The organism is Crinalium epipsammum PCC 9333 (genome assembly GCF_000317495.1).
GTDB classification, from domain to species: Bacteria; Cyanobacteriota; Cyanobacteriia; order Cyanobacteriales; family PCC-9333; genus Crinalium; species Crinalium epipsammum.
The window spans coordinates 2749267-2763724 of sequence record NC_019753.1 but is presented as its reverse complement, the minus strand read 5'-3'; the positions used below and the strand labels follow the sequence as shown (position 1 = coordinate 2763724).

At 39.6% G+C, this 14458-nt stretch carries 13 protein-coding genes; 8 read left to right on the top strand and 5 right to left on the bottom strand.

All coding sequences use genetic code 11. From position 1 onward, the window contains the following. The first annotated feature begins 423 nt into the window (after positions 1-423). Positions 424-1521 (top strand): sensor histidine kinase, encoded by a 1098-nt coding sequence (locus CRI9333_RS11970; RefSeq protein WP_015203434.1) that lies wholly within the window; start codon positions 424-426, stop codon positions 1519-1521. Positions 1522-1715: 194 nt separating this feature from the next. Further along, positions 1716-3098 carry an aldehyde dehydrogenase gene (locus CRI9333_RS11965; protein ID WP_015203433.1) on the top strand — a complete coding sequence of 461 codons (1383 nt, stop codon included), beginning with the start codon at positions 1716-1718 and terminating at the stop codon, positions 3096-3098. Here CRI9333_RS11965 and CRI9333_RS11960 read toward each other — a convergent pair whose 3' ends face one another. The 3 genes from CRI9333_RS11960 to CRI9333_RS24905 all read right to left on the bottom strand — a co-directional run bounded on the left by CRI9333_RS11960 (position 3099) and on the right by CRI9333_RS24905 (position 5147). After that, on the bottom strand, positions 3099-3692 hold the full coding sequence (locus CRI9333_RS11960; RefSeq protein ID WP_015203432.1) for a sulfite oxidase-like oxidoreductase: 594 nt from the start codon (positions 3690-3692) through the stop codon (positions 3099-3101). Positions 3693-3759: 67 nt separating this feature from the next. Next, complete coding sequence (gene rpmF, locus CRI9333_RS11955; protein WP_015203431.1) at positions 3760-3936, bottom strand: 50S ribosomal protein L32; 177 nt, start codon at positions 3934-3936, stop codon at positions 3760-3762. A 296-nt stretch (positions 3937-4232) separates the two neighbouring features. Continuing rightward, positions 4233-5147 (bottom strand): hypothetical protein, encoded by a 915-nt coding sequence (locus CRI9333_RS24905; protein WP_015203430.1) that lies wholly within the window; start codon positions 5145-5147, stop codon positions 4233-4235. Between the two features lie 207 nt (positions 5148-5354). Between CRI9333_RS24905 and CRI9333_RS11945 the strand changes: the two genes are divergently transcribed. Then, entirely contained in the window at positions 5355-7139 is a 1785-nt protein-coding gene (locus CRI9333_RS11945) for a caspase family protein (RefSeq protein ID WP_015203429.1), read from the top strand. A 201-nt stretch (positions 7140-7340) separates the two neighbouring features. Here CRI9333_RS11945 and CRI9333_RS11940 read toward each other — a convergent pair whose 3' ends face one another. Beyond that, positions 7341-7802 carry an NADAR family protein gene (locus CRI9333_RS11940; protein ID WP_015203428.1) on the bottom strand — a complete coding sequence of 154 codons (462 nt, stop codon included), beginning with the start codon at positions 7800-7802 and terminating at the stop codon, positions 7341-7343. Positions 7803-8055: 253 nt separating this feature from the next. Here CRI9333_RS11940 and CRI9333_RS11935 point away from each other — a divergent pair, with 253 nt between their 5' ends. Both CRI9333_RS11935 and CRI9333_RS11930 read left to right on the top strand, forming a co-directional pair. Next, positions 8056-8655: a DUF4129 domain-containing protein gene (locus CRI9333_RS11935; protein WP_015203427.1), complete on the top strand. Its 600-nt coding sequence runs from the start codon at positions 8056-8058 to the stop codon at positions 8653-8655. Positions 8656-8666: 11 nt separating this feature from the next. Beyond that, positions 8667-9800: a DUF4350 domain-containing protein gene (locus CRI9333_RS11930; protein WP_015203426.1), complete on the top strand. Its 1134-nt coding sequence runs from the start codon at positions 8667-8669 to the stop codon at positions 9798-9800. A 147-nt stretch (positions 9801-9947) separates the two neighbouring features. On the opposite strand, the gene CRI9333_RS26745 is transcribed toward CRI9333_RS11930, so the two are convergent. Beyond that, complete coding sequence (locus tag CRI9333_RS26745; RefSeq protein ID WP_015203425.1) at positions 9948-10148, bottom strand: hypothetical protein; 201 nt, start codon at positions 10146-10148, stop codon at positions 9948-9950. A gap of 292 nt (positions 10149-10440) precedes the next feature. Between CRI9333_RS26745 and CRI9333_RS11920 the strand changes: the two genes are divergently transcribed. The 3 genes from CRI9333_RS11920 to CRI9333_RS11910 all read left to right on the top strand — a co-directional run bounded on the left by CRI9333_RS11920 (position 10441) and on the right by CRI9333_RS11910 (position 14207). After that, positions 10441-11391, top strand: coding sequence for an AAA family ATPase (locus CRI9333_RS11920; RefSeq protein WP_015203424.1), 951 nt, complete (start codon positions 10441-10443; stop codon positions 11389-11391). 113 nt (positions 11392-11504) lie between these two features. Beyond that, positions 11505-12845, top strand: a complete 1341-nt coding sequence (locus CRI9333_RS11915) for a DUF58 domain-containing protein (protein WP_015203423.1) — start codon at positions 11505-11507, stop codon at positions 12843-12845. Positions 12846-12992: 147 nt separating this feature from the next. Beyond that, complete coding sequence (locus tag CRI9333_RS11910; protein ID WP_015203422.1) at positions 12993-14207, top strand: RNA-guided endonuclease InsQ/TnpB family protein; 1215 nt, start codon at positions 12993-12995, stop codon at positions 14205-14207. Positions 14208-14458: the final 251 nt, after the last annotated feature.

Below are 14458 nucleotides of genomic sequence, written 5' to 3'. Positions count from 1 at the left end.
TCTGAATTTGAAGTTAAGTAAGATAACGCGCAAATAAACTTGTACTTTTTTATTTCTATACAGAAGAAAAGTTATCAAACACTCTTACTTTCTCTCCTCCCTCCCTCCCTCCCTCCCTCCCTCCTCTCCCCCCCCCCCTATTCTTCGGTGAGGTCTAATGTTTGATATACTTTAATAATTTATTTTTTTGCTCCAACGACAAAAGCGACATACCCCCGAAATGCTTCTTGGATTAGATCTAACTAGAGGTATTAACTAAAAGCACGACAATTAGTAGAGTAAATAAAGCAATTAACAAACTTCTGATGATAATCTTTCGCGGGGATGAGGTAATTTAAGCAATTTAAAGAAAAAATAATACCTAAGACACTTGTTGTTATAAAAGTTAAAATTCTGCTACTTTGTGGTTAATCAACCGTTTATATGAATCATTCGCTTGGAAATTTATCTAATAAAACTGACCACATTCTGGTTGTTGATGATTCGCCGGATAACTTGTTCCTAGTTCAAACAATTTTGGAAGAAGAGGGATATCACATCACACTGGCTGAAGATGGTCGCACTGCGCTCAACTCTATAGAACAGTCATCACCGGATTTAGTGTTATTAGACGTGATGATGCCAGGGATGGATGGATATGAAGTGACTCAACGTATCCGCAAGAATCAGCAGTTGCCATTTATTCCAATATTATTGATTACTGCTTACGACCAACCCAGCGTAGTTCAAGGACTAGATACGGGTGCAGATGACTTTATCCGCAAACCTGTAGAAGTGGATGAATTGTTGGCGCGAGTGCGATCGCTACTACGACTAAAACATAGCGTAGACGAGCGCGATCAAATTGCCCGCCAGAGGGAAGATTTTGTATCTAGGCTTACCCATGATTTGCGTACCCCTTTGGTAGCAGCAGATCGGATGTTGTCGCTGTTCCAGCAGGGAGCATTAGGAGAACAATCTCCACCAATGGCAGAAGCGATTTCTACGATGGCTCGTAGTAACCGCAACTTGTTAGCAATGGTAAATACTTTGCTGGAAGTTTACCGCTATGAAGCAGGTCGTAAAAGTTTGATATTTTCACCTGTTGATTTGCGAGAACTACTTAAGGAAGTTGTCCAAGAACTATCTCCTTTGGCAGATGAAAAAACTCTCGCTCTCAAGCTTAACCTTGAGGGACAAGCTTCAGGAAAAGTAGTAGGCGATCGCTTAGAATTGCATCGAGTTTTTACCAACTTAATTGGCAATGCCATCAAGTTTACAGAAGCAGGATCGATAGAGGTAAACTTGAAGCCCGATAGTTCCTGGGTAGTAGTTGAAGTAAAAGATACTGGTCCAGGCATTACCCCAGAAGATCAATCAATGCTATTTGAACGGTTCCGCCCTGGAAGCCACAAACGTTCGGGTAGCGGTTTAGGACTACATTTATCTCGCCGGATTGTAGAAGCTCATCAAGGTAAAATTGAGGTTCGGTCTGCTTTAGGTCAAGGTAGCAGTTTCATTGTCTATTTAGCTGCCCAATAGATTAAAACATAGAGCTTACGCAGAGGAACCAGAGGGGCAGAGGAGGCAGGGGGAGAGAGCAAAATAAAAGGTTCTTAATTGAACATTTGCAAACTACTTCCGCACATCCTCCCAAATTTTAGATTTTAGATTTGGGATGTTACATTAAATAAGCTCTCAATCTAAAATCTAAAATAGTATCTAGCATCCTAAGTATGTTAACCCAACAAAGCTACAATACAATTCTCACCGAGCAACGTCATTTCTTTGCAAGCGGAAAGACTAAAGATGTTGCTTTTAGAATTGAGCAATTAAAGCTTTTAAAAAAAGTAATAACAGAACAAGAAATTAATATTCAAAATGCTTTAAAAGATGATTTAAATAAATCAGAATTTGAAAGTTATCTTAGTGAAATTGGTCTTTGCTTAGAAGAAATTAATTATGCGATCAAACATATTAAATCATGGGCAAAACCTCAAAAAGTTAATACACCCCTAACTCAGTTTCTGGCTTCATCTCAAATTTATTCTGAACCGTTGGGAATAGTATTAATTATTGGTGCTTGGAACTATCCCTTCCAACTAATGATTTTACCACTTGTGGGTGCGATCGCGGCTGGCAATTGTGCTATTTTGAAGCCTTCAGAATTAGCAGTTAATACATCTGAGGTTCTTTCTAATATTATTAATCAAACCTTTGCGTCAAACTTTATCCATGTAATTGAAGGAGGCAAAGAAACTACTCAACAATTATTATCAGAAAAATTTGATCATATATTTTTTACTGGTAGCACTGAAGTCGGCAAAATAGTGATGGCTGAAGCCGCCAAGCAATTAACACCAGTAACATTAGAACTTGGCGGCAAAACACCTTGTATCGTTGATGCTAATACTCATATTGAGTATACAGCTAGAAGAATTGTTTGGGGCAAATTCCTTAATGCTGGACAAACTTGTATTGCTCCTGATTATTTATTAGTTGATAAAAAAGTTAAACAAGATTTATTAACCAACATTAAAAGTTGCATTCAAAACTTTTACGGCAATAACCCTGTTGAGAGTCCCGACTACGGCAGGATTATTAATGAAAAGCACTTTAACCGCCTGTGTAAATTGTTGAATACTGGTGAAATTATAATTGGCGGAGAAAATAATCTATCTGACCGCTATATTGCACCCACTGTTATTGATCGGGTTAGCTGGGAAGATGCAGTGATGAAAGAAGAAATATTTGGTCCGATTTTGCCAGTTATAGAATATAACGATTTAAGTGAAGCGATCGCACTCGTCAACTCCCAGCCTAAACCTTTAGCTTTATACTTTTTTTCAAATAATCAACAAAAACAACAGCAAATTTTACGAAATACCTCCTCTGGAGGTGTAAGTATTAATGATACTGTGATGCACACTGGCGTTCCAGACTTACCATTTGGAGGGGTAGGCGCAAGTGGCATGGGTAGTTATCATGGGAAAGCTAGTTTTGATACTTTTTCCCATAAAAAAAGCATTCTCAACAAATCCTTTTTAGTTGATTTGAAGGTGAGATATGCTCCTTACAAAGAAAAGCTTAAATTAGTCAAGCAGTTAATGAAAAGTTAACTAATAACTGTAACGTTCTTCTGCCCAAGGTTCCCCCCGCCGATGATAACCGTTACGTTCCCAAAAGCCTGATTCCTCGCGATCAAGAAACTCTAAGCCATTAATCCACTTAGCACTTTTCCAGGCATACAGATGGGGTACTACTAGCCGCAGAGGACCGCCGTGTTCTGCGGGAAGCGGTTCCCCAAACAGCGTGTGAGCAAAAAAGTTTTCTTCCCGTAAAAAATCTTCTATGGGAAGATTGGTGGTGTATCCGCCATAGCAATGTTCCATCACATGAACAGCTTCGGGGTCGAGTTCCACCAAGCGCATCAAGTCTGTTACCTTAACACCTGTCCACTGGACATCCAGTTTTGACCAGCGCGTAACACAGTGGAAATCGGCAGTGAATTGACTTTGAGGCAGAGCCATAAACTCTGCCCAGGTAAAAGTCTTTTCTTTTGCCTTACCCCACACTCGAAATTGCCAGTTATCAGCGCTGACGCTGGGACTTTGCCCATAAGTCAGCACTGGGAATCCTTTCGTCAGGTATTGACCGGGTGGTACACGATCATCCTGATCTGCATCAGGTTTCTTGAAAAATTTCCCTAGCATGAGTTTAGCCGTGATTAGTAAATCAAAGAACTAATAGGGCAATTAACTAGACACCAATAAGGTGTTTTTAGCTTTCTTCTTCTTCTTCCTCAGTGGAAGGATAAACAAAGCTCTTAGCACGTCCAGTTAATATAGATTTACCTAGAGACAAAGCTTTTTGAGCTTCGACTGCTGCCTTATGCTTCCAGGTAGCTTTGCGCTTATCGCGTTTAGATTTTGAGGTTTTCTTCTTAGGAACTGCCATAGTAGTAGCTTCTGCAATTTTTTCAGCTTTATTATTCTAGGCGATCGCAGATGCAAAAAATATTGTTTGAAGGCTAAGGATTGAGGATTAGGTCAAATTGATAATTTATTAAGCATCTCCTTTTATGCGAATGTAGAGCCGTTGCATACAAAGTCTCTACAACGGTTATAGTTAACGCACCCTTAATTTCTGGAGATGTCTATTAATCAATATTTTTGATTATTGACAACTAGGTAAAGAAATTTCGTCTTTTTCACTCCCCCTGCTTCCTCTGCTTCCCCCTGCTTCTTTTATCTCTACCTTTGCTGCTGAGGAAGACGGGGGGAAGTTTGGATAGTTGTATTAGTTGCACCATTAGGAGCTACTGGCGAAGTTTGGATAGTTGTATTAGTTGCACCATTAGGAGCTACTGGCGAAGTTTGAGTAGTTGTATTAGTTACACCATTAGGAGCTACTGGCGAAGTTTGAGTAGTTGTATTAGTTGCACCATTAGGAGCTACTGAGCCATTAGTATTTGCTCCAGGTGTTTGATTATTGGGAACAACCCCAGGAGGTACTTGCTGAGTATTAGAGCCTGATGGGGGAAATGAAGTGTTGTTTTGTGTATCAGGAACATTAGGATATCCTAATGGTGAGTTAGGTATCGCTGCTGGCGCTGTCATGGTCTGTGCCGGAAGGGTTGAAGTTGATTGAGTAGCAGTAGTGAAGCTATTTTTAAGACCAAGTAAAGTTTGGGCGTTGGGAAAATAAGTTGCCCACATCTGCGGATTAGGGCTACGTTTCCACCCCTGACGATTAACCTTCATAGACACAATTGGAGCTATAAAGCCTTGATTTTCTCCTATCACTGTTAGATTTACATTTGTGACTGATTTGTTTTTGTCAAAGCTACGTTGTATAAATGTCTTAGCCATCGCTTGAGAGCGACGTATCATCGTTTCAAAAGATTCGCCAGCATTACGAGGTACCGAAACTTGTAATTGAACAAGATTAGGTTGATTAGGTGAAGAGGTAGTAGCTACACCTGGCTTAATAGCTTGGGCTATGAGTGGATTTGCCAAGGCGCGTGTGATAGTTGAACTGGCTACACTGCAACCCAAGATTGTAACTAAAGTTATCTTGACAAATGTTCTAGGATTAATTAATAAAAATTGAAAATTAACAACATAAGATTGCGACATACTATCACCTACTTGTGGAGCCACTGACATAAATTTTGGCTCCTATGCCCAAGATAACCTTCCTGATTAGGAAATTGGTTTAAATCAATCATTGTTCTGAAAAAATGGCTTGACTATTTTTGCAAGAAGTCTAATAACTAACCTGTGCTGCTATGCTTTAAATGCGGGTAAAAGCAGGATATAGACATATATAACGCCCTGAAATTCTCTTTATTTGTACCTAGCTGGGCATCGATCATGGCAAATCACGCTTGTATAGCCATTGGTATTAATCGCTATGAGTTTTTTCAACCTCTGCACTATGCAGAAGCGGATGCACAGGTAGTGCGCGAGTTTTTAGTGGAGTCAGCAGGTTGGGTAGCGGATCGATGTTTGTTGTTAAGCGATACTTCGACACCGATAGAGCAAAAGTTAACTTACCCTACTCGTGAAAATATCATGGGCTGGCTGTCGGAGTGGTGCCAAGACAATTTGCAACCAGGAGATTTCCTGTGGGTGTTTTTCAGTGGCTATGGTGTTAGTACAGGATCAGAAGATTACCTGATGCCTATTGATGGCAACCTTGCTGATATTGCTAGTACAGGAATATCAGTGCGATCGCTGTTACATTTTGTAAAACAGCAAGTAGGTCAAAATGCTTTGCTATTGCTGAATATAAACCGCAGCCAAGGTGTACAAGCAGGTGCTAAGGTTGGCGATCAAACACTTGCGGTGGCGCGTGAATTAGGCATTCCGACTTTTTTATCTTGCCAGGGCGATCAATTTTCCTACGAAGCAACAACTTTACGACAGGGATTATTTACTGTTGCACTTTTAGAAGCGTTACGTTATGACCCAGCGATAACTTTAGAAAGTTTAGATCAATACCTGCGCGATCGCACTCCTGAGTTAAGTAGACACCACTTGCGACCTATTCAAACACCTGTGAGTGTCTACAACAGCGAACTTAGCAAAATGCTAATTTTGCCTCAGTCGGACACGGCTGGGGATTTAACAGCAGACAATAAAGAAATACATATATTAACAACTGCATACGTTATTAATACTGATGCCGTAAATACTGAGGATACCGATCAACTAACGCCTACACAAGTCGTTATACCGGAAAATGTAATTTCATTAGCTGCAACAACTCCTTCAGCGCAGCCAGAAGTAGGGGCGCTGGTTCCTTACGCAAATAAAGAACCTCAGTTAGAAACACCTATTCCTTGGTGGCAGCAATTACTCTTGTGGGGTACAGGTACAACCCTGGTAATAGGTATGATTGCTGGGGTGATTTTGAGGGTTTTTCACGATCAGCAAATAGCCCAAACAGCAGGTAAAACCTCTAATTCAGCTTCGGTGGCAGGGGTGTCTGAGACATCATCTAACCCTAAAATAACGAAAATTGATGCCAACACAACTAATAAAGCATCAGCAAAGCGTCTACAGGCAAATAAAGCGATATTGGATAAAGCTAAACGCCTAATTAAAAGTAATCAAGCTTCTAGCTTTAGTAATGCGATCGCACAAGCCCAAAAAGTTGTACCAGGCGATCCTTTATATGAACAGGCAACAGCAAATACTAATCTTTGGAGTCGGAAAATTTTAGATTTAGCCTCTGCCCGCGCCCAACAGGGTAATTATGCTGGTGCGATCGCTGCTGCTCAATTGCTACAACCAAATCTGCCAGTGTATGCTGAATCTCAAAGTGCGATCGCTAGTTGGCAAATACTTGCACAGCAACAGAGAACTAATAAAATTATCTTGCAGGCTGCTAAGAAATTAATTGTTCCAGGGCAAGCTTCTTCTTATAATCGCGCGATTACTGCTGCTGGTCAAATTCCACCAAATCAACCAGTTTATTTACAGGCTCAAAAGTCAATTAAACAATGGAGCCAGCAAATTTATCTGATTGCTCAGTCTAGGGCATTAGAAGGAGAATTGCAAAGTGCCATTGCTACGGCGACTTTAGTTCCCCAAAATACACCCGTTTACTCAAAGGCTCAAAAAGCGATCGCTAAATGGCGGCAGAGGCAATGAGTTTGGATCTTCCGTTTTAAGTGTGTTTTTGAGGGCAGGGGGGCAGAGGCGCAGGGCGATATCAAGAAGTAAAAAGTGAGAAATAATCACTAATTAATAAAAATATAAATTGTTTTAGATTAAGTTCAATCTAAATATTAAAGTGATAATAATTCAGGCATGACAACTTAAATTATTATATAAAAATAGCAAAAATTAATATTATTTCTGGTGTTGATTATGCAATTTAATTTCGTGGCGGACACTCATTAAAATTTTGCCTAACTGATTTTGACCAGTTTTATCTGAACCACAACCCCAAAAGTAATCTTTGGGAGAATCTTCTACAATTATCTCATCTCCAGTAGCAAGAAGAACTGCTTGGATATCTAGATGAATTAAAAACTTTTGAAGGACAGCTTGCCGCATGATTTGAGGTTTTATCTGTTCCCAGTTCAATCGAGTTTTTTTGGTGCGATCGCGTCCTAATGATGCTGCTATCTCTGGAGTTTTAGCAACTCGAATCACTGAAATTAAATCTTGATTTTCTGTCCCTACAAACTTTTGGGATTGATAGTAATGCTCTACTGTAGACCAATCTTGACCATCTAAATAAATCGGATGGGGAGAAAAGTTTGAAAAACAGCCGTAAGGAGCATCAACTTTGTAAAAATAAATTGTCATATTAAAAACAGTTGGTTATCAGACCGAAAATTTCACCATCATCTAGGGAATACTTCTGCGAGTCTCCCCAATACTCACTTTTACCATGCCCTACTAAAATAAACATCTACGTTTATCTGGGGTTAAAAAATCTTTAAACGACTTTTCGGATAGACTCTAAGTAATTGTAGGTACGAAAATACTCTAACAATCTAGATCGTGGCACAGCATCAAGGATGATTGATAATCAGTAGTAAGCAATTGAACTACGAGTATGGCAACAGAAGAATTTGAGCAGACTAACTTCGGTTGGCAGCTACAGCAACTCCAGCAACAGCTAGGAGAATGGATAGAACTAGAATTTAGTAGACGCAATCTTCCAGACTGGTCTTTGCCTGACTGGTTAAAAAACTTATCTTTACCCTCTTGGCTACTTAAAGCAGTATTTTGGGGAATAGTCGCATTTCTAGTGATCTGGATTGGTTGGCAGTTGTGGCGCGTATGGGGTTCTTCCCTAACTGCTTTATCTGGGAAACTGCGGAACTTAGATCAACAAGCAACCACTAAAGTTAGCGAGTTAACAGTTTCAGAGTGGTTAAAGCGATCGCAAATATTCCAACGCCAAGGTAATTATGCTGAAGCTTGCCGATGCTTATATATGGCAATGTTACAGCAACTAAATGACAGTGATATTGTTCCTCACCAACCTAGTCGCACCGATGGGGAATATTTGCAATTAATCCAGAATTTGCCTCAATATCGCTCCTATGAAACTTTACTGACAACCCATCAAAAAGCGTGTTTTGGTAATACAGAAATCAGAGCAGTAGAATTTGAACAGTGTCAGCAGGCGTATCGAACAATTAGCGATTAGTTAAATTTAAAATGACCAAAAAGCGTTGGTTATGGATAAGTGCGATCGCACTGATTGCAATTATATTACTCACCTTATTTACTGCGCCCAATACTAGCAAGGTAAATAGCGGTTCCACCTATAGCCGGAGTCCTGATGGATATGGTGCTTGGTACGCTTTCATGGAAAAGCAAGGAACACCAGTTAAACGTTGGCAAAAACCATTTTCTGATTTAGCCGGAGTAGCTACAGAAGAAACTCCCTCGCTGATCAAGTACTCAGAATTCAAAATTGCTAATTCCATTACTCTGTTGCGTGTCTACAGCCAACTCAATGAAGATTCGCTAAACGACCAAGAACAAAAATGGGTAGAAAAAGGCAATACTTTGGTGATTTTGGGAGCTAAACAACCCGTAACAGAAGCACGTTTTATTACCTTTCAACAAAGTCCTGCGGGTGCAGTCAAAATTGATACGCGCCGACGATTACCAAAATTAGAACAGGGAGAACAACAATTAGGCGATCGCTTTGGGGCTATTGTTTGGCAACAAACATTAGGCAAAGGACAAGTAATTTTTGCCACCACGCCTTATTTAGCAGCTAATGCTTATCAAGAACAACCAGAAAATTATCAATTTCTAGCAAAATTAGTTACTCAATCAGATAATCAAATTTTGGTAGATGAATATATTCACGGTTATAAAGATCCAGAAGTTATAACGAAAGAAGACGGTGCAGATTTGATTAGCTATTTATCTAAAACGCCTTTATTTGCAGCCTTAGTTCAAGTAAGTATAATTCTTTTAGTTTTAGTTTGGGCTAATAACCAACGTTTGGGATCTCCCCTATCTTTAAAAGCACCAGTAGTTGACAATAGCGAAGCTTATATTCAAGCACTTGCTAGTGTATTGCAAAAAGCTGAAAGTAGCGAATTTATATTGGAAGCAGTAGGTAAGCAAGAGCAACTGCAATTGCAAAAAGCTTTAGGTTTAGGCTCAACTTTAGTAGATCATCAAACTTTAATATCGGCTTGGGTACAACAAACAAAGCGCCCACCAGCAGAACTTCAGCAAGTGCTAGAACTACAATCAACTAAACGTATAATTAATGAGAAACCATTATTAAATTGGTTAGGGAAATGGCAAAAAATTCGCTCTATTCACTAGCTAGACAGATTATATGCAGAATAAAGGAAGATAAGAAATTTATAGCCTTTTTCGTAGGGGCGAGTTGATAAGCAAATCAAATATTTACAGATATGTTGGTTAAACCCGCACCTAAACATAGTACTAACTGCTAACTGCTATATTGTTTTAGTTTTGCTTGTCACAAATATTGATTAATTTGAAAAAATTAGATTCTGTTCCCAATACTTTAATCAGATTTGCTGAGTAAATCATATTAGCATTCTCAAAACCTCTGACTGAAATAATTTGCCCCTCGTATGGCTCAAGGCGAATTTCTCGCGATTCTGGTGAGACGGCTTCAATAACTGAAATTCCTGTAAGTCGCATACCAATTTGATTTTTTTACTGCTTAATAACACTTCAAATTTCCCATTCTCAGTAATTCTGCCTGGGATAAATCTAGCATTAACAACCTTGCCAACTATACATTTTCTATCCTGTATGAAATTTTCGCTCTCAAGTGGGTCAGCAAAAGTATAATTAGCTGTTGCTAATAAACTGGCGTAACAGATAGTAATGATTACTACTACCTTAGTGAGGTTATTAGATTGACCAAAAATTTTGTACATAGTAAGATGCCAATTATGAATTTTAAGTACTTTACTAAAAACCAACCTTAATGAGTGAAATTAATTCTGTTATAAATCGCCTCGGTCAATCCCTTAATCGAGTAATAGTCGGTCAACCTGTATTAATTCAACAACTTCTAGTAGCACTACTTGCAGGTGGTCATGTAATTTTAGAGGGTGTACCTGGTACAGGAAAAACTTTATTAGTAAAAGTGTTAGCACAATTAGTGCAAGCAGAGTTCCGGCGAGTTCAGTTAACGCCAGATATTTTACCTTCTGATATTATTGGGACAAATATTTTTGATCTTAACACTCGTGGCTTTACCCTGAAGAAAGGTCCAGTTTTTACGGAAGTGTTACTAGCTGATGAAATAAATCGCACACCTCCTAAAACCCAGTCAGCTTTATTAGAAGCAATGGAAGAACAGCAGGTAACGCTAGATGGTGAAAGTTTGCTTTTACCGGAACTATTTTGGGTAATTGCAACGCAGAATCCTTTAGAATTTGAGGGAACTTATCCGCTACCTGAAGCACAATTAGATAGATTTTTATTTAAGTTAGTTGTAGGTTATCCAGACTTAGCTGCTGAAAAGCAAATGTTACTAAATCGTCAAGCTGGCTTTCAAACTCGACGCTTGGATTTAGCAAGGTTAAAGCCTGTAGCTACAGTAGAACAAATTTTAGAAGCGCGTCAAATAGTTAGTGAAGTTCAGGTAGAAGAGAATATTATAGATTATTTATTAGCAATAGTTACGCGATCGCGTCAACATCCTGATTTAGCTTTAGGTGCATCTCCTCGTTCAGCAGTTGCTTGGTTACAAACAAGTAAAGCGCAAGCATGGCTATCTGGAAGAGATTTTGTCACCCCAGATGACCTCAAAATTGTAGCATCTCCACTGTTACGCCATCGCTTAATGCTTAAACCAGAAGCTCAATTAGATGGTTTACAAATTGATGCCATAATTAACTCATTACTTAATCAAGTACCTGTACCAAGATAAGTTGTGTGTGCTTATGTTGAAAAATCAATAAAAATTAGCACACTAAAAAATTACTATAAACTCTTAATTTCATACTCAAGACTTCCCTTTTCACTTAGGACTCAGGATTTTAGATGATTCCTTCAAAACGCTTTTATTTATTATTAGTATTAGGAATAGCGATCGCACTATCTCTAACAGATATTACTAACGTAACTCTAGGTATCACTGGAGCGTTATTATTTGATGCGATCGTTCTGGGATTAATGTTTGTTGATGGTTCTAGAGTAAGTTCTAATCGTGTGCAAGTTACCCGCAAACCCTTATCAAGACTATCAATTGGACGAGATAACTTAGTTGTATTATCAATAAAATCCGGCAATTATCCCGCAGAAATTCAAATTCGTGATTACTATCCCCAAGATTTTGGCGTATCAACTCCAAATATCAAATTATCTTTACCCGCTAATACAACAGAGGAGTTTACTTATACCGTTTGTCCTCTTCAGCGAGGTGAATTTGCATGGGGAGATATCCAAGTACGCCAACTAAGTCCTTGGGGGTTAGCTTGGAGTGACTGGAAAATTCCCCAAAGTCAGCAAGTAGCAGTTTATCCAGACTTAATGGGATTGCGATCGCTCTCTATTCGTCTTACCCTTCAAAATACCGGAACAATGCGCCAAGTTAGGCGCTTAGGAATTGGTACAGAATTTACAGAATTACGAGACTATCGTTTAGGTGATGACCCCCGCTTCATCGACTGGAAAGCTACCGCCCGTAAACTGGGAGCAACACCCGCCTCCGCCTTACAGGTGCGTGTCTTAGAAGCAGAAAAAGAACAAACCTTAATTATCTTACTTGACCGAGGACGGTTAATGACTGCAAGAGTGCAGGGGTTAAAGCGATTTGATTGGGGTCTAAACGCGACATTATCCTTAGCTTTAGCGGGTTTAAACCGAGGCGATAAAGTTGGCGTAGGAGTATTTGACCGCGAAGTAACAACTTGGATACCCCCCGAAAGAGGTCAACACCATCTATCTAAACTAATCGACCGCCTCACACCAATTCAACCAGTATTATTAGAACCAGATTATATGGGCGCTGTCACTCAACTGGTAAGTCAGCAAACTAGAAGGGCGCTAGTAGTACTAATTACAGACTTAGTTGATATTACCGCTTCCGCAGAATTGCTTGCTGCCTTGGGACGTTTAACACCCCGCTATTTGCCATTTTGCGTGACATTGCGAGATCCACAAGTTGACCAACAAGCATTAAATACTGTAACAGAGGTAGGGAAGGATGCGATCGCACTTGTATATCAACGTGCCGTAGCCTTAGATTTATTATCCCAGCGTCAAGTTGCTTTTGCTAAACTCAAACACAAAGGCGTACTCGTACTAGATGCACCAGCTAATCAGATTAGCGAACAACTTGTAGACCGCTATCTGCAATTAAAGCTTCGTAACCAGTTATAAAGAAGTAGGTTGAAAACCCTTCGGCTTTAGCCAAGGGATGAAAACCAGAGTCGCGCGTTTACGCCTCTTTGTAAAGTCTTGTAACCGAATTTAACTGTATTTAAGCTGACGTTGTTAGCATAAGACCATCGTGATTAGGTCGAACTCATGTTAGTTCTTGAGTTCAAAGCATACGGTAAAAAACAGCAATTTTTAGCTGTGGACGAAGCGATCAGAACAGTACAGTTCATTCGTAACAAAGCACTGCGCTTTTGGATGGATAACGAAAAGGTTAACAAGTATGACCTAAATAAATATAGTGCTGTTTTAGCCAAAGAATTTCCGTTTTGCGATGAACTGAATAGCATGGCTCGTCAATCTAGCTCAGAAAGAGCATGGTCGGCAATAGCTCGATTTTACGATCATTGTAAAAAGGGGGTTTCCGGTAAAAAAGGGGTTCCAAAATTCCAGAAAAACAACCGATCAGTCGAATACAAAACGACAGGTTGGCGATTGGATGTAAACAGAAAATCTATTACTTTTACTGACAAGAAAGGGATTGGGAGACTCAAATTAAAAGGAACGCGCGATTTACATTTTTACCAGATCGACCAAATTAAGCGAGTTAGATTGGTAAAACGTGCCGATGGTTACTATGCTCAATTTTGTATATCTATTGAACGGTGGGAGACAGTCTTACCAACTGGTAAGACAATTGGTTTAGATGTTGGGTTGAATAGCTTCTATACTGACTCAAATGGGGAAACAGTTGAGAATCCCAGATTTCTCCGTAGGGGAGAAAAGATTCTTAAACGTTCTCAACGAAGAGTTTCAAGAAAGGTTAAAGGTTCAAAAAATAGAGGCAAGGCTAGGCAGGTTTTAGGTAAACGCCACCTCAAAATAAGTAGGCAACGCAAAGACCATGCTGTGAAGTTAGCGCGGTGCGTGGCTCAGTCTAACGACTTGATCGCCTATGAAGATTTGAGGATTAAAAATATGGTGAAAAATCATTGTTTAGCTAAGTCTATTAATGACGCATCTTGGTATCAGTTCCGTATCTGGCTTGAGTACTTTGGAAAAGTATTTAAGCGAGTTACAGTTGCGGTTGACCCGCAGTATACAAGCCAAGAATGCTCTAGCTGTGGTGAAATCATTAAAAAATCCCTATCTACTAGAACACACATTTGTAAATGTGGTTGTGTGATAGATAGGGATGAAAATGCCGCTAGAAACATCCTTAGTCGAGGATTGGGTACGGTAGGTCATACCGGAACCTTCGGGCTAGATTCGAGCAACGCTTTAGGAGAATCGACCTCTACTTTGACTGAAGCGATTTTGTCAGAGCAAGTTGGCTCGTTAATTAAAGAATCCCCTCGGCTTTAGCCAGGGGAGTGTCAAAAGTTTTTGCATATACTTCCTTCCCACTAAAAGATTACCGATCATATTCTTCTTCCTTAGCGTCCTTGGTGTCTAAAACTAGGATCGCGTTTCGCTTCGCTAAGGCGGTTTTTAAAATAGGTATTCGCCATCGCAGGAAGGGAGTAAAATAAGTGAACCTAACAAAATATTAATCTCCTATAAACAAGGCAGATATAAACCCTAAAATTTCTTAGGTGTCACTGTTGCAAGTTAGT